The 15461-nt window shown below is 63.9% G+C and carries 17 protein-coding genes; 5 read left to right on the forward strand and 12 right to left on the reverse strand.

The window, feature by feature from the left end:
• Positions 1-24: 24 nt before the first annotated feature.
• Both ACXJ7R_RS02680 and ACXJ7R_RS02685 read right to left on the reverse strand, forming a co-directional pair.
• On the reverse strand, positions 25-1272 hold the full coding sequence (locus ACXJ7R_RS02680) for an MFS transporter (RefSeq protein ID WP_095089372.1): 1248 nt from the start codon (positions 1270-1272) through the stop codon (positions 25-27).
• Positions 1273-1358: 86 nt separating this feature from the next.
• On the reverse strand, positions 1359-1553 hold the full coding sequence (locus tag ACXJ7R_RS02685; RefSeq protein WP_378922741.1) for a DUF1192 domain-containing protein: 195 nt from the start codon (positions 1551-1553) through the stop codon (positions 1359-1361).
• Positions 1554-1665: 112 nt separating this feature from the next.
• Between ACXJ7R_RS02685 and ACXJ7R_RS02690 the strand changes: the two genes are divergently transcribed.
• The 3 genes from ACXJ7R_RS02690 to ACXJ7R_RS02700 all read left to right on the forward strand — a co-directional run bounded on the left by ACXJ7R_RS02690 (position 1666) and on the right by ACXJ7R_RS02700 (position 4060).
• Positions 1666-2676, forward strand: coding sequence for an NAD(P)H-quinone oxidoreductase (locus tag ACXJ7R_RS02690; protein ID WP_457150463.1), 1011 nt, complete (start codon positions 1666-1668; stop codon positions 2674-2676).
• 203 nt (positions 2677-2879) lie between these two features.
• The gene (locus ACXJ7R_RS02695; protein WP_095089369.1) at positions 2880-3020 is read left to right on the forward strand and encodes a DUF1127 domain-containing protein; all 141 of its coding nucleotides are present in this window, start codon (positions 2880-2882) and stop codon (positions 3018-3020) included.
• A gap of 347 nt (positions 3021-3367) precedes the next feature.
• A complete protein-coding gene (locus tag ACXJ7R_RS02700; protein WP_095089368.1) occupies positions 3368-4060 on the forward strand; it encodes a DUF1013 domain-containing protein in 693 nt (230 codons plus the stop codon).
• Between the two features lie 104 nt (positions 4061-4164).
• Here ACXJ7R_RS02700 and ACXJ7R_RS02705 read toward each other — a convergent pair whose 3' ends face one another.
• The 4 genes from ACXJ7R_RS02705 to ACXJ7R_RS02720 all read right to left on the reverse strand — a co-directional run bounded on the left by ACXJ7R_RS02705 (position 4165) and on the right by ACXJ7R_RS02720 (position 6365).
• Positions 4165-4884: a helix-turn-helix transcriptional regulator gene (locus tag ACXJ7R_RS02705; protein ID WP_091578656.1), complete on the reverse strand. Its 720-nt coding sequence runs from the start codon at positions 4882-4884 to the stop codon at positions 4165-4167.
• Between the two features lie 70 nt (positions 4885-4954).
• A complete protein-coding gene (locus ACXJ7R_RS02710; RefSeq protein WP_457150464.1) occupies positions 4955-5365 on the reverse strand; it encodes a hypothetical protein in 411 nt (136 codons plus the stop codon).
• A gap of 158 nt (positions 5366-5523) precedes the next feature.
• A complete protein-coding gene (locus ACXJ7R_RS02715) occupies positions 5524-6114 on the reverse strand; it encodes a DJ-1/PfpI family protein (RefSeq protein WP_457150465.1) in 591 nt (196 codons plus the stop codon).
• Positions 6115-6197: 83 nt separating this feature from the next.
• Positions 6198-6365, reverse strand: coding sequence for a hypothetical protein (locus tag ACXJ7R_RS02720; protein ID WP_457150466.1), 168 nt, complete (start codon positions 6363-6365; stop codon positions 6198-6200).
• A 310-nt stretch (positions 6366-6675) separates the two neighbouring features.
• On the opposite strand from ACXJ7R_RS02720, the gene ACXJ7R_RS02725 reads away from it, so the two are divergent.
• The gene (locus ACXJ7R_RS02725; protein ID WP_457150467.1) at positions 6676-7623 is read left to right on the forward strand and encodes a ring-cleaving dioxygenase; all 948 of its coding nucleotides are present in this window, start codon (positions 6676-6678) and stop codon (positions 7621-7623) included.
• A gap of 114 nt (positions 7624-7737) precedes the next feature.
• Positions 7738-7899 (forward strand): hypothetical protein, encoded by a 162-nt coding sequence (locus tag ACXJ7R_RS02730; protein ID WP_082525434.1) that lies wholly within the window; start codon positions 7738-7740, stop codon positions 7897-7899.
• A 28-nt stretch (positions 7900-7927) separates the two neighbouring features.
• Here the strand turns inward: ACXJ7R_RS02730 and ACXJ7R_RS02735 are convergent, their stop codons facing one another.
• The 6 genes from ACXJ7R_RS02735 to gap all read right to left on the reverse strand — a co-directional run bounded on the left by ACXJ7R_RS02735 (position 7928) and on the right by gap (position 15340).
• Complete coding sequence (locus ACXJ7R_RS02735; protein ID WP_457150468.1) at positions 7928-8644, reverse strand: SGNH/GDSL hydrolase family protein; 717 nt, start codon at positions 8642-8644, stop codon at positions 7928-7930.
• A gap of 9 nt (positions 8645-8653) precedes the next feature.
• A complete protein-coding gene (locus tag ACXJ7R_RS02740) occupies positions 8654-9439 on the reverse strand; it encodes a DUF899 domain-containing protein (RefSeq protein ID WP_457150469.1) in 786 nt (261 codons plus the stop codon).
• Positions 9440-9670: 231 nt separating this feature from the next.
• Positions 9671-10696, reverse strand: a complete 1026-nt coding sequence (locus tag ACXJ7R_RS02745) for a class I fructose-bisphosphate aldolase (RefSeq protein WP_457150470.1) — start codon at positions 10694-10696, stop codon at positions 9671-9673.
• Positions 10697-10882: 186 nt separating this feature from the next.
• A complete protein-coding gene (locus ACXJ7R_RS02750; RefSeq protein ID WP_457150471.1) occupies positions 10883-12079 on the reverse strand; it encodes a phosphoglycerate kinase in 1197 nt (398 codons plus the stop codon).
• Positions 12080-12222: 143 nt separating this feature from the next.
• On the reverse strand, positions 12223-14112 hold the full coding sequence (locus ACXJ7R_RS02755) for a potassium/proton antiporter (RefSeq protein ID WP_457150472.1): 1890 nt from the start codon (positions 14110-14112) through the stop codon (positions 12223-12225).
• A 217-nt stretch (positions 14113-14329) separates the two neighbouring features.
• A complete protein-coding gene (gene gap / locus ACXJ7R_RS02760) occupies positions 14330-15340 on the reverse strand; it encodes a type I glyceraldehyde-3-phosphate dehydrogenase (protein ID WP_095089351.1) in 1011 nt (336 codons plus the stop codon).
• Positions 15341-15461 lie beyond the last annotated feature (121 nt).

Consider the following 15461-nt stretch of genomic DNA (forward strand, 5'->3'; position numbering starts at 1 on the left):
TAGTGAGGCAAAGCCTTTCGAATCTCAACTGTCTGCTTCTGCTTTTCTTCTGGGATCAAGCCGCAATGCTTCCGGCGTCACCGACCGGTCGGCCGGTTGCGTCTTGAAGGCGTCACGATCTTCGATCGGCACCGGAGCACGGCGGCTGATGCGCAGCAACGTATAGGCCGCCAGGCAGACATGCGCGAAAGCGGTCGCCAGGAACAGGCCTTCCGGGCGCGTCCAGCCCATCAAGGCGGCTGCCAGCAGAGGCCCGATCATCGTGCCGAAGCCGTAGAGCAGAAGCAGGCCGCCCGACACCTTGACGAAATCCTCGGCGCGGGCGTGGTCGTTGGCATGCGCCACCGCGATCGAATAGAGCGTATAGGCGAAGCCGCCATAGGCGGCCGTGAAGACGATGACGAAGACGCTGGAGCGTGGCTCGAACACGAAGATGGCAAGCGCAACCAAGGCCGCGCCGAAGGCAGCACCTGCCAGCACGAAACGCCGGTCGGTCTTGTCCGAGAGGCGCCCTGCAGGAAGCTGCATGGCGGCACCGGCAACGACCACCAGGCTCATCATCAGGGCGATCTCGGCCGTGGGAATGCGGATGCGCGCGCCATAGACGGCGCCAAGCGTGCCCCAGGCGCCGTTGGCGATGCCGATCAGGACGCAAGCGACAGCCGACACCGGGGAATTGACATAAAGGCCTTTGACGTCGAGCGAGACATCCTGCAGCGGCTTGGGGTGGGAAGCGGTCGAAACCGCGGTCGGGAGCAGTGACAGGCAAAACAGGATGCCGGTGATCATGAACAGGGAGGCCGATTTCACGTCGCCGCCGGCGACGATCATCTGTCCGCCCATGATCGAGGCATAGGTGACCATCATATAGAGGCCGAAGATGGTGCCGCGGTTCTCGTTGGTGGCCTTTTCGTTCAGCCAGCTTTCGATGACCATGAAGGCGCCGGCCATGGTGAAGCCGGTGAAGGCGCGCAGCAGGATCCAGACATACTCGTCGATGATCAGTCCGGTGAGCAGCGCCACGATGGCGCCCGATGCGGCAAAGGCCCCGAAGGCGCGCACGTGCCCGGCACGGCGCACGATGCGCGGTGCAAAGAAACAGCCGGTGACGAAGCCGCCGGCCCAGGCCGTGCCCATCAGGCCAAGCGATGCGGTCGAGAAGCCTTCCAACTGACCCCGCAGCGGCAACAGCAGCCCGTGCAATCCAGACGCCGCGAGCAGGAAGGCAGTGCCGCGAAGCAGCGAGAGGATCGGTCGGTAGGTTGCGAACATTGTTTGATCCGGCTCGGGTTGGCGGGGACGCTGGGTCTGAAGACAGTCGCATTCGGGCTTTTCGGCGGCGGGCCCTGCGCCCGCCTCTATCCGCGACGGAACAGTGCTTCGGCGGCCGATTTGGTGCTGTCCTTGGCCTTGAGCTCGTTTTCGAGGCGGGTGATCTCATCGCGCAGGATACCGATCCGCTCGGTCAATTCACCGACCGAAAGCAGCGACAGGTCCTGCCCGATCTCGTGCGGGCGCGCCTTCTTCTTGGGCTCGTCGTCGAAGATCGCCATCGTCGCTCCTCCCACATTGGCCATTTGCCTGATTTGGCAATCAGCATACATAGGGCAGGGGCGTCGATGCAAACAGCCGGTCGGATAGCGGCGAGGAAAGACGGGAAATCACATGGCGAGCGGACAGAAAATTCCGGCAAGAATGACGGCCATCGCGATCTCGGTGCCGGGCGGCCCCCGGGTGCTGAAACCCGAAACGCGCGACGTGCCGCAGCCGGGCCCCGGCGAGATCCTGATCAAGGTGCACGCCGCCGGCGTGAACCGGCCCGACATCCAGCAGCGCAAGGGCGCCTACCCGCCGCCGGCCGGCGCGTCCGACCTGCCCGGCCTCGAGGTGTCGGGCGAAGTGGCCGCCCTTGGCGATGACATATCGCGCTGGCGCATCGGCGACCGCGTCTGCGCGCTCACACCCGGCGGAGGCTATGCCGAATATGTCAAGGTTCACGCCGGCAGTGTGCTGCCGCTGCCGGCCGGCTTTACCCACACCGAAGCCGCGGCGGTGCCGGAAAACTACTTCACCGTCTGGCACAACGTGTTCGAGCGCGGCGGCCTGAAGAGCGGCGAGACACTGCTCGTCCACGGCGGCTCGTCCGGCATCGGCACCACGGCGATCCAGCTTGGCTCGGCTTTCGGCGCTAATGTCATCACCACCGCCGGCAGCAAGGAGAAGTGCGACGCCTGCCTGAAGCTCGGCGCCGACCGGGCGATCAACTATCGCGAGGAGGATTTCGTCGCCGCGGTCAAGGAGGCGACCGCTGGCAAAGGCGCCAATGTCATCCTCGACATGGTCGGTGGCGACTATGTGGCGCGCAACTACGAGGCCGCGGCGATTGAGGGTCGCATTGTGCAGATTGCCGTGCAGGGCGGCGCCGTGGCGAGCGCCGACTTGTCGAAGATCATGGTCAAACGGCTGACCCATACGGGGTCGACGCTGAGGCCGCGCACCGTCGAATTCAAGGCGGCAATCGCGGCAGCGCTGGAGGCGCAGGTGTGGCCGTTGCTCGGCACGCGCAAGGTCGCTCCCGTGATGGACATGATCTTCCCGCTCAGCGAGGCTTGGCGGGCGCRTGAGCGGATGGAGGAGGGCGAGCACATCGGCAAGATCGTGCTCGACGTCGGCTAGGCCGCATCGAGTTCAGCTGCTGCGGGACTGACCTGAATCTCGACACATCCTGATCGTGCGCCTCGCTGCCTACAAGATGAACAGAGGCTTAATGGTGCAATGCAGCATTTGCATCATTGCTATGCAAAAACGGCCGTTCAAGTCCTGATCGATGATGACTATTTGAGCACCACCGAAACGAACAACCCATTTGGAGGACTACCATGAACCCGATCCGCGCTTTCCGTAACTGGCGTAGGTACACCGAGACCGTGCGCGAACTGAACAGTCTCAACGCACGTCAGCTCAACGATCTCGGCATCAACCGCGCCGACATCGAAAAGATCGCCCGCAAGGCCATCTAAAGCCGAGCACGGTCCGCGCAGGCGGACGGTGCCGTAGAAGCCAGAGCCGCATCAGACGGATCCCGTCGCGGTTCCGAGCCCGCTGGACCCAGTCCGGCGGGTTTTGTCGTTCTGGGGGTCGGCCGACCAGGGCCGGTCGACCGCGGCCTCCGTCGGCAAAGCCAGTTTGTCGCTGCTCAAGAGCGCGAAGCCGTTCCAGTGGTCGCGGGCCACGGTTTCTGGCCGATGACATCCAAAAACATTGCGAAGCGGCGACGGAGCGGCTATACAGGCCGCGAATTTCCCATTTTGGTGGCTCTAAACCACCGCCCGCGCGGGAACGCGGGCGAACGAGAAGGATTTTTAGAATGGCCAATACGCTGCTGATGCCCAAGGCGACTGCCGTCTGGCTGGTCGACAACACCGCGCTTTCTTTCGAGCAGATCGCGCAGTTCTGCGGGCTGCATCCGCTCGAGGTCAAGGCGATCGCCGACGGCGAATCGGCGCAAGGCATCAAGGGCATGGATCCGATCATGACCGGCCAGTTGACCCGCGACGAGATCGCGCGAGCCGAAAAGGATCCGAACCAGCGCCTGAAGCTTTCGGACCCCAAGGTGCGGGTGCCGGAATCCAAGCGCAAGGGTCCGCGCTACACGCCTCTGTCTAAGCGCCAGGACCGGCCGAATGCCATTCTGTGGCTGGTGCGCAACCATCCCGAACTGAAAGATGCGCAGATCTCCCGCCTCGTCGGCACCACCAAGTCGACGATCGAGCAGATCCGCGAGCGCAAGCACTGGAACTCGGCCAATCTGCAGCCGATGGACCCGGTGACGCTGGGTCTCGCCTCGCAGATCGACCTCGACATGGAAGTCAACCGCGCTTCGCGTGGCCGCGAACAGGCGCAGCCGGTCGGCGACACGCTTTTGCCAGCGGCCTTGACCGAGCGGCTGGTGCCGGCTCCGGAGAAGCCGAAGGACGAGGACGCCGAGCTCGACGCCAACGCCGTTTTCGCCAAGCTCTCGGCCCTGAAGTCGAAGAACACGGACAACGACGACGAGTGATATTTCCGACACCCAACAAAAAGCCCGCTTCGAGCGGGCTTTTTTTGTGCGGTCCGGCAGTTCCTTTTTACTTTGACGCCGTTCACCCATTTCCTGGAGTTGCTCTAGGTCCGCGCAGCACGGTCCGGCGCCATGCCGTAATCCTCGCTGCGCTCCACTGCCCGATAGAAGTCGGCAAGCTGCTTGCCTCGCTCCGGCTTGAAGATGCGGCCGGCGATGACCACCGAAGCGATGCGATCGATGCGGAAGGCGCGAAAGTCGTCACGCATCTCGCACCAGGCGACCAGCGTCCACACCTTGCCCCAGAACCACAGGCCGAGCGGACGGATATCGCGTGCGGTGCCGCGGCCGGCCTCGTCGCTATAGTCGATGGTCAGAACCTGGCGCTTTTCGACCGCGCGCTCGATCAGGTCGATCGCTTCGCGGGCGGCGTCGCTGACCACCCACATCGGCGTGTGGATCTCGGTGCGGGCGATGCGGTCCTTCTCGGCATCCGGCAGCACCGCACCGATCTTGACCAGCGCCTCGTCGGCAGCGCGCGCCATGGCGGCGCCGCCAAAGGCGCGCACCATGCGGGCGCCGGCAACCAGCGCGACGATCTCGTCACGCGTGAACATCAGCGGCGGAAGGTCGAAACCCTCCCTCATCATGTAGCCAACCCCGGCCTCGCCGTCGATAGGCACTCCGGTCGACTGCAGGTCGGCGATATCGCGGTAGATGGTTCGCTCGGAAACCTCGAGCCATGTGCCGAGCTTCTGGGCGGTGACCAGACGGCCACCGCGCAGATGCTGCACGATCTGGAAGAGCCTGTCGGCGCGGCGCATCGTTTGGTCCCTCGGCGTTGTTTCTATGCATGCCGCCCAAAACCGCAGAACAGTTTTGGGGCGGCATGCATCATGGTTTCAGCCCTTCGCGCTTGCGCTGCGCGGCGACGAATGCCGCGCCGAAGGACAGTTTTCTCGTGGTCGGCGTGTTCGAGTCGAGCACGCGCCAGAACGGCGCAATATCGCTCAGTGTCATGCCGCGCTCGAGATCCTCGTTGGCGGCCTCGGCAACAGTGCGCAGATGATAGCCGATGGTGACCGGGCATGTCACTTCGGCGCCGTGCTCGATGGCAAGCGCCGTGCGCAGGGCGCGGACATCCATCTCCACGCCTTCCGGGATCGAGCGGATGAAATCATCGACCTGGCGTGCAGTCGGCACCAGCATCGGCTGGCCCTCGATGACATCGGCCATCGTGCGCGGCGTCGGCTTCACGCCGTTGATACCGGGCGTATTCAGCCTGTCGTTCCAGCTCTTCACCATTCCGCGAGGCCCTTCCCGTAGAAGGCTCCTGTCCTGTCCATGTCAGTGACGGGAATCTGGAACCAGGCCGAAGCTTTTGCAGCAATGGAAGCCATGCGTTTCTCCCGAAGTGAGTTTGCTCGCGACACCTATTGCACGTCTATCCTGACAGCATACTGTCAGGAGGCTTCAGCATACTCCTTGGCGAACAGCGTCCGCATCTGCGCGAGATCGCTGCTTCTTTCCGGATAGAGCGTCTTCAGAAAGGCGAGCGCGAATGTGCCCGGCGCCGAGCCCGGCGCGGAAACCACAGCGCCGTCGGCAACGGCATGCGGCACGTCCTGATAGTTGCCGTTGCCGGGATAGCCGGCTTCATGACTGTTGATCCAATCGCGGCCATTGCTGGTGTGCCTGGCCTTCTCGAACAGGCCGGCTCGGGCCAGCGCCAACGTGCCGGCGCAGACACCGCCAACGACGCCGCCGCGCGACGCAACAGCGGTGAGCAGGTCTGCCGCATCCGGTGGCGCCTTGCCTGTCCACTGGTCGGAGCCGATGACGACGATGGCGTCGAGATCGGCATTCTCCCTAGCTTCAGCAGAGCGATCTGGTGTCAACTGAAAACCGCTGATCCCGGTCACTGGCTTGCCACCGGGCGTCAGCGATACGGCGCGCGCACCGAACCATTCGACCGCCGAGGCCGCCAGCAGCCCATATTCCCAGTCGGCAAAGCCGTCGATGAAAAGAAAGCCGATCTGCTTCTGTTTGGGCATGAGCTCGCTCCTCCCTTGCGCGCCGGACTTATTATCTGGGCCTTGGGGCGCCCACATCCAACCGCTGTGTCGAAAAATTCGTCTCAATTGCCGCGGTAGCGACGTTCGGCATACATGTCCGGCCAGCCGATATCCTTGCGAATGTCCGCCGGCAGCGAGTTCATGAACCGCTGGGTGCGGATCTCGTTGCGCATCGTCCGTATCTTGCCGACATAGTGCTGCACGCCGCGCAGAAGGGTGGAACCGTTCATAGCTAGTCTCCTCTCTTTAACTGGAGGCAGTATCGCATACCCCTCCTGACAGCAGTCTGTCAGGAGGGTGGCAGGGCGCGGACGATAGTTGTGATCGCAGTGTACCCCGAGAGAAGACATCGTTTTCGCTGCATCAAGTCGAGGCCATGCAGCACGCTTGCCGGTCGGGATTGTTCACCGAGCGAATATCGATCGAGGGTCCATTGTTCAATCCTGAGCGACGGACTGTCAGGATACGCGGTCTTCAGCGACGTGGCCGAAGTTCTGATATGGAGGGAGAAAATTATTCCCCAAAAACAGGGAGACGACCATGAGCCTGCAACTGACAGGAATCCACCATCTGACGGCAATCACCGCCAATGCGCCTGGAAATCTTCATTTCTACACAAAGGTGCTGGGCTTGCGGCTGGTCAAGAAGACGGTGAACCAGGACGACACCTCGGCTTACCACCTCTTCTATGCCGACGGCGAAGCGACACCGGGCACCGATCTTACCTTCTTCGACTGGCCGGTTGGCCAGGAGCGGCGCGGCACCCATAGCATCGTGCGGACCAGCCTCAGGGTCGGCAGGCAGGAAAGCCTTGCCTGGTGGAAGCAGCACCTGACCAGCGAAAACATCGCGACGAGTGAGATCGCCGACATCGGCGGCTACCCCAGCCTGGATTTTGAGGATCCCGAGGGCCAGCGTCTGCGCCTCATCAGCGATGACGGCGAGGGCGACAGCCACCCCTGGGCGCACAGCCCGGTGCCGGCTGAGCATCAGATTCGCGGGCTCGGGCCGATCGTCATCAGCGTTCCCGACATCACCAACACCGAGGCGATGGTGACGCAAGTGATGAACATGCGCAAGGCCCGCGACTATGCCTCGCCGGAAGGTCAGGTTCACGTCTTCGAAATGGGCAAGGGCGGACCGGCGGCGGAGCTTCATGTCCTTGTGCAGCCTGGACTGGCGCCGGCAAGGCAAGGCGCCGGTGCGGTCCATCACGTCGCCTTCAGGGCGCCGGACCAGGAGACGCTGCATCAATGGACGGCGCGGCTGGCCGAATTCCGACTGCCGTCGAGCGGCGAGGTCGAGCGCTATTACTTCCGTTCGCTCTATTTCCGCGAGCCGAACGGCATCCTGTTCGAGATCGCCACCGATGGGCCGGGGTTCACCGCCGACGAGCCGCTGGAGACGCTGGGTGAAAAGCTGGCCTTGCCGCCGTTCCTCGAACCGAAGCGCGCCTCGATCGAGGCCGGCCTCAAGCCGCTGAAGTAGATCGTTCCTCAGTCAAGGCGGGCGCCGCGTTCCGGCTCGGGATCGCGGCGCCCATTCTTCTCGGGCAACGACGACGTGCTTTGACAGCCGGCCGTGTTGCTGGTCAAAGGCGGCATGTCGAAACTCCTCGCGCTCGTCATTGTTGGCATCATGGTCATCCAGCTGATCAAGCCGCTCGGCTGGCCGGGGCTGAAACGGCGCAGCGACTTCTGGAAGCTGGCGCTGCTGGCGATGGCGGCGATTTCCATAACAGCCGTGCTCGGACACTGGACATAAGCCTGCGCCAACCAAGCCCGGCTCCAGTTCAGCTGGCAAGTACCAGGCCGGCGAGATGCTCAGCCCATGCCCGGTAGCCGGCTTCCGAGGCGTGAAAACCGTCGGAGGCAAAACCCTCTTCAGGATTTGTGATCGGCAGGCGCGGCGCCGGCACCGCGCCGCGTTCCAGGCAAAGGCGTTCGCCCATCCGGTTCATCTCCGCGGCACGGATCTCCAGGATCTTGCCGAGCAGCGACGGCATGGCCGGTGCCCGCGTGAACTCCAGCACCGGAGACCACACCACGCGCGCTTCCGGCCATTTGGCGCGCAGCGCATAGAGCAGGCCGCCGAACTCCTTCTTGAAGCGCGGCACCGAGTGAAAATTCTTGGTGTCGTTGGTGCCGATGGCGAGCACGATATGTGTCCACGGATCGGCCGACAGATTGGGCAGGACATGGTCGCGGATCTGGCCCGACGTTGCCGAATTGAAGCCGGCCGCCCGCCAGCGCACGGCGCGGCCGGTGTCCTGCGCAATCAGCACGGCGAGTTGCGCGGCAAGCCCGTTCTCCGAATTGCCGATGCCAACCGAAGCGGCCGAGGAATCCCCCAGCACCAGAAGCGAGATTGGCGGCGCCTTGCCCTGGATATCGTGCATGACCGGACCCTGCGCCGGCAGCATGCGCGTGGTACGGCGGCGCACGCCGAGGCCTTGCCAGACATAGACCGGGTAGGCGAGCCAGGTGAGAAGGGCGAGAGGGCGCTGCATGCGCACCCTTTAGCGCATGTTGCGCCCGAGGTGAACGACCGGCTCGCCGACACGCTGATCGCAACAGGTTTCCTGCACTCCAGACCGGTCGCCATATTCATCGTGCAGCCGCACCCAGTCCATCAGGCCATGATAGGGGCCGGTCTCGTTGCGGCCCTTCGGCGTCATGTCGAGATAATCATATGTGCCGATCAGCGCTTCGCCCCCGCGGGCGCGCGACATGAACGTGAGAAAGATGTCGCCGTTCTCGTCTCGGTAGAAAACGCTGGTGCCGGGAAGTTCCTTCGACGTCCGGGGAATTGTCTCGAAATTGTAAGTGGTGTCGCCAGCCGCGATCTGCTTGTCGGTGAAGGAGACCTGCATGTCGAAGTTGAAATCCGAGGCATAGGACGACACCCAGTCGAACTTCCAGCCCATGCGCTGCTTGTAGGGCAGCAATTCGGCCAGCGGCGCCCGCGAGATCACGACCAGCGACACGTCGTGATGCCTGAGATGCTGGTTGGCCCCGTCGATATGGTCGGCAAGGAACGAGCAACCCTCGCAATGATGGTTGCACCCCGGCCCGAACATGAAGTGGTAGACGATCAACTGGCTGTTGCCGGCAAACAAGTCCGCCAGTTTCTTCGGCCCTTGCCCGGTCTCGAAGACATAGTCCTTGCGGATCTTCAGCCAGGGCAGTTCACGCCGTTCGGCGGCGATGCGCTCGCGAAGCTTGGTGAGTTGTTTCTCGCGCGCCAGATGCGCCTTGTGCGCCTGAAACCAGTCTTCGCGCGAAACGACCTTGTTGCGGTTCATGAACCTCTCCCTGTCTGTCATCCCAAGGACGTTCGGGACGGGCGAAAACCGACATCGCCGGTTGTTTGTTTTTGAGCATGATCTTGCGAAACCGGATTCCAGTTTCGGGATCACGCTCCAGCGCCGGAGAGGAAGTAGGGATGCAGGCGAGCCGTCCCAAGCCCAGGCAAGCCACAAACAAAAACCCGGGCGCAGCGGCCCGGGTTCGAAGGAAGACGGAAAAAGCCCCGATCAGGCGGCCTGCTCCAGGCTCGCCTTCCATTTCCCAAGTGCGGCCAGATGGTTCATGTGGGCACGGTGGGTGAAGGCGGCCTGGCCGGCGGCGACGTTCGAGGCCTTGCCGCTCCACGCTTTCTGCGGTGCGGCCTGCAGGGCGCGGCCATAGGAGAAGGTCAGCTTCCACGGGTGCGGCCCGATGGCGTTGATGGCGTTGAGGTTGGCGGTCGCTTCCTCGTCCTCCTGGCCGCCGGAGAGGAAGGCGATGCCAGGCACCGCTGCCGGCACAGTCTCGCGGAACAGTTTTATCGTCATTTCCGCGACTTCTTCCGGGCTGCTCACCTTGCCCGATTTCCTGCCGGCCAGCACCATGTTGGGCTTCAGGATCGTGCCTTCGAGCACGACGCGTGCCGCATGGAGCTCGTCATAGAGCTTGATCAGCGTCGCCTTCGAAATCGCATAGCAGGTGTCGATGTCGTGGGCGCCGTCCATCAGCACTTCCGGCTCCACGATCGGCACGATGCCGGCTTCCTGGCAAAGTGCTGCATAGCGGGCGAGCGCATGGGCGTTCGAGCTGATCGAATTGGCCGAAGGCACGCCCTTGCCGGTGTCGATGTCGATCACCGCGCGCCATTTGGCGAAGCGGGCGCCGAGCTTGTAGTAGTCGGCAAGGCGCTCACGCAGGCCGTCGAGGCCCTCGGTGACGGTGTCGCCGGGGAAACCGGCCAGAGGCTTGGCGCCGGCATCGACCTTGATGCCGGGGATGGCGCCGGCCGCCTTGATGATATCGACCAGCGGCGTGCCGTCGGCGGCCTTCTGGCGGATCGTCTCGTCGTAGAGGATGACGCCGGAAATATACCGGGTCATCGCCTCCCTGGCGCGGAACATCATCTCGCGGTAGTCGCGACGGCTGTCGGCGGTCGATTCGACGCCGATGACGTCGAAGCGCTTCTTTATGGTGCCGGAACTTTCGTCGGCGGCCAGCAGGCCCTTGCCATCGGCCACGATCGCGGCGGCAATGTCTTCGAGACGTTCGCTCATTCTGCTTCTCCTGAAACGGTTGTCTTCCGCGCTTAACGGAAGTCTACCGCCAAAGGAATGGCATCGGAAAGCTCGAATCGATTGAAAGTCTCGAGAGCCCTTGCCCGCTCTCTTTGTGTTGATCGAGGCGTTCGGTTTAGCCGCATTTCCGCGGCGCCAGGCGTTTCCGCCTAGCTGAAGAATGCTCTAGTGCTTCAGCACGTCGACGCCGGGCAGCGGCTTGCCTTCCATCCATTCCAGGAAAGCGCCGCCGGCGGTCGAGACATAGGTGAAGTCGTCGGCGACGCCGGCATGGTTGAGTGCCGCCACCGTGTCGCCACCGCCGGCGACCGAGACCAGCTTGCCGGCCTTGGTGCGCGCCGCCGCGTGCTTCGCTGCCGCCACCGTCGCATGGTCGAAGGGCGCGATCTCGAAAGCGCCGAGCGGGCCATTCCAGACCAGCGTTGCGGCGCGGTCGATCCATTCGCCAATGGTCGTTACGGTTTTGGCGCCGACATCGAGGATCATGCCGTCGGCCGGCACCTCCGAGATGGCGACGGTCTCGCAGGCCGCACCGGCCTTGAATTCCTTCGCGACGACGCCGTCGACCGGCAGGATGATGGCGCAGCCGGCCTCGGCCGCTTCGATCATGATCTGCTTGGCAGTGCTGGCGAGATCATGCTCGCACAGCGATTTGCCGACATCGGTGCCGCGCGCGGCAAGGAACGTGTTGGCCATGCCGCCGCCGATGACCAGCGCGTCGACCTTCTTCACCAGATTCATCAACAGGTCGATCTTGGTCGAGACCTTGGCACCGCCGACAATGGCAACCACCGGACGGACCGGATTTCCCAGACCCCTCTCCAGCGCCTCGAGCTCAGCCTGCATGGTGCGGCCGGCGAAGGCCGGCAACAGACGCGCCAGCCCCTCGGTCGAGGCGTGGGCGCGGTGCGCCGCGGAAAAGGCGTCGTTGACGAAGATGTCGCCGCAGGCGGCGAGCCTTTCGGTGAAGGCCGGATCGTTTTTCTCCTCGGCCTTGTAGAAGCGGGTGTTTTCGAGCAGCAGCACGTCGCCCTTGTCCATGGCGGCGATGGCGCTTCCCGCCGTGTCACCGACGCAATCGCTGGCGAAGCCAACGGGCCGGCCAAGCACATCGGCTGTCGCCCTGGCGATCGGCTCCAGCGAGAATTCGGGCGAGGGGCCATCCTTGGGCCGACCGAAATGGGCGAGCAGGATAACCTTGGCGCCCTTGGCGGACAGCTCCGCGATGGTCGGCGCGATGCGTTCGATGCGGGTGGCGTCGGTGACCTTGCCGTCGGCGACAGGCACGTTGAGGTCGACGCGCACCAGCACGCGCTTGCCGCTGATGTTGCCGATGTCGTCGAGAGTCTTGAAGGCGGCCATGCAGGTTCCTTTCGCAAAAAATCGGGGGACCATACCCCGCGCCAACGATGATGCAAGGCTTAGGCTGGGTTCGATACGAAATTTTGAAGCCGGTACCAGGGCCGTGCCGGCAGCGGGTGAGGGGCAGCGCAGCGATCGCCGTGTCAGCTCTCGGTCGCAGCCTTCTCCGCTGCCGGTTCCGGCGCCGGCTTCTCGCCCGCCCGCGCCTCGGCCAATTGCGTCTCGGTCGGTTTGCGCCAGTTGCGGATAAAGGCAGAGAGCCGGTCGCCGATTTCGCCGGCGCTCAGGAAAACCGGCACCCGCGCCACCGGTGCGGTCGGCTCGAAGGAAAGGCCGAGGCCCATGATCTTGCCCTTATCGTCGACGTCGCGGACGATCAGCTCGATCGGACCGAGCAGTACACGGTCGGCATATTCGGCATGGCCGCCGAGCCGCCCAGTGACCAGCGCGCCGACGGTGAGCTTTTGCTCCGCTTCAGTCAGACCGGGCGCATAGGCGGCCTCCAGTTCGGCGGCGGAGCGCGCGGGGTCCACGGCGAAGGCGCCGAAGAAATCCGCATCCTCGGGATCGACCACCGCGCGGCTGGCGAACAGCTTGTCGAGCAGGCGAGGATAGCGATCCGGCACGAAAATATAGACCTGGTCGCCGGCGGCGAGCCTGCCCATGTCCTGGAAGCGCATCGAGCGCCCGTCGCGCAGCACCAGCGAGGGCCGCGCCCAGCGCGGAATGCGCTCGCCGCGCGCCACCGGACTGCCGTGTGCCACGCGATAGGCAAGAAGCTCGTGATGGGCCGAGCCCGGCAATTCCAGCTCGACCTTGTCTAGTGGGCCGAGCCGCGCCGGCACGATTAGGCCGAGACGGCGCGCCAGCGGCCCGACGGTCCAGCCCTGGATGACCAGTGAGACCAGCACGATGATGAAGGCGGTGTTGAAGATGATACGGCCGTTTTCCAACCCGCCGAGCAGCGGGGTGATGGCGAGCAGGATCGACACCGCGCCACGCAGGCCGACCCAGGAGACGAAGGCGACTTCGGGACGCGGCAATCGGAACGGGATCAGGCAGAGCCAGACCGCGATCGGGCGGGCGACAAACATCAGGAACAGGCCGAGCGCTATCGCCGGCACCATGATCGCGGGAAATTGCGATGGCGTCGCGAACAGGCCGAGGATCAGGAACATGATGATCTGCGCCAGCCATGACATACCGTCCTGGAAGCGCTTGAGGATGGTGACGGCGCGGATGTCGGAATTGCCGGCGATCAAGCCCGCGAGATAAACCGCCAGGAAGCCCGAGCCGCCGATGGCACCGGCGGCGGCAAAGATCATCAGCGACAAGGTCAGCACGAAGATCGGCAGCAAGCCGTGATCGAGATTGAGCCGGTCGACGAGGCGCACGATGGCGAGGCCGCCAAGCGCGCCGACGACGGCGCCGAGGCCCATGTTGATGAGGAAGCCTAGGGCCAGGCTGGTGACCAGCACATTGGCCTCGGGGTTGGCGTGAGCGGCGATGATCTCGACCAGCGTGATGGTCAGGAAGATGGCGATCGGGTCGTTGGTGCCGGATTCCACCTCGAGCGTGGAGCGCACGCGCTCGCGCAGATTGATTTCGCCGGCGCGCAGCAGGAAGAACACCGCCGCGGCATCGGTGGAGGCGACGGCGGCGCCGAGCAGGAACGATTCGAGCCAGGTGAGGTCGAGCAGGTAGTGGGCGGCGGCGCCAAACAGGCCGGTGGTGAGAAGGACGCCGAAGGTCGCCAGCGACAGCGCCGGTCCCGCCGCCTGCCGCAAGGCGTTGAGCGGCGTGCCGAAACCGGAATCGAACAGGATGACGGCCAAAGCCAGTGAGCCGGCAAAATATGCGATGCGGGCGTTGTCGAACTCGATGCCGAGGCCATCGGTGCCGGTGGCCAATCCGATGCAGAGAAACAGAAGCAGAAGCGGGGCGCCGAAGCGGAAGGCGATCAGGCTCGAAAACGCGGCGGCGACGACAAGTGCTGTGCCGACCAGCGTGACGAGATAGATCGCATGCTCCATCCTGAAATCAGCCCCTCAAATTCGTCTGTCTCCTGGTTTATGGCAGAGTGGGGCGAAGACGTGACCAGTGCAAGGCGGCGGGGTGGTTTTTTGCCCTATGCCCCTGATTTTCGAACGCTTTGGCGCTCGGGGCACGATTTGAGAAGGCGCCCGGCGCTCGCATGAAAAACGCCCGGACAAAGCCGGGCGTTCCAGGTCTCGAAGGAAGGCGTCGCGATCAGGCGATGGTCTTGCTGAAGGCGACCGCCGTGTCGGCCATGCGGTTGGAGAAGCCCCATTCATTGTCGTACCAGGACAGCACCGAAACGAAGTTGCCGTCCATGACCTTGGTCTGGTCGAGCGCCATGATCGAGGAGCGCGGATCGTGGTTGAAGTCGATCGAGACGTTCGGGTGATGGGTGACGCCGAGAATGCCCTTCAGCTTGCCGTTGGACGCGGCGATGACCGCATCGTTGATCTCCTGGACGGTGGTCGGCCGCTTGGCGATGAACTTGAAATCGACGACCGAGACGTTCGGGGTCGGCACGCGGATCGAGATGCCGTCGAGCTTGCCCTTGAGGTCGGGCAAGACGAGGCCGATTGCCTTGGCGGCACCGGTCGAGGTCGGGATCTGCGACAAAGCGGCGGCGCGGGCGCGGTAGAGATCCTTGTGCATGGTGTCCAGCGTTGGCTGGTCGCCGGTATAGGAATGGATCGTCGTCATCATGCCCTTTTCGATGCCGACCGTCTCGTGCAGCACGGCGGCCAGCGGCGCCAGGCAGTTGGTGGTGCACGACGCGTTCGAGATGACGATGTGGTCCTTGGTCAGCTTGTCGTGGTTGATGCCGTAGACGACGGTGAGGTCGGCGCCTTCGGCCGGCGCCGAGACCAGCACGCGCTTGGCGCCGGCGGTCAGGTGCGCAGCGGCCTTGTCACGGGCGGTGAAGATGCCGGTGCATTCGAGCGCGATGTCGACGCCGAGTTCCTTCCACGGCAGTTGCGTCGGATCCTTGATCGCGGTGACCTTGAACTTTTCCTTGCCGACGGTGATCTGGTCGCCGGAGACCGAAACCTCGTGCGGGAAGCGGCCATGCACGCTGTCGAAGCGCAGGAGATGGGCATTGGTCTCGACCGGGCCGAGATCGTTGACGGCGACGACGTCGATGTCCTTGCGGCCTGATTCATGGATGGCGCGCAGGATGTTGCGGCCGATGCGGCCGAATCCGTTGATGGCAACTCTGACGGTCATTTTTCTCTCCCGGGGAGCTGGAGGGCAGACGATGGGTCCGCAGCTTCATAGCGGCGGAAGCGGAAAGAATCCAGCCGCAGCGACATGGATTTAAATCGATTAGGTTGGGCCAGTCCGGCGA

The organism is Mesorhizobium sp. P5_C1, assembly GCF_054049815.1.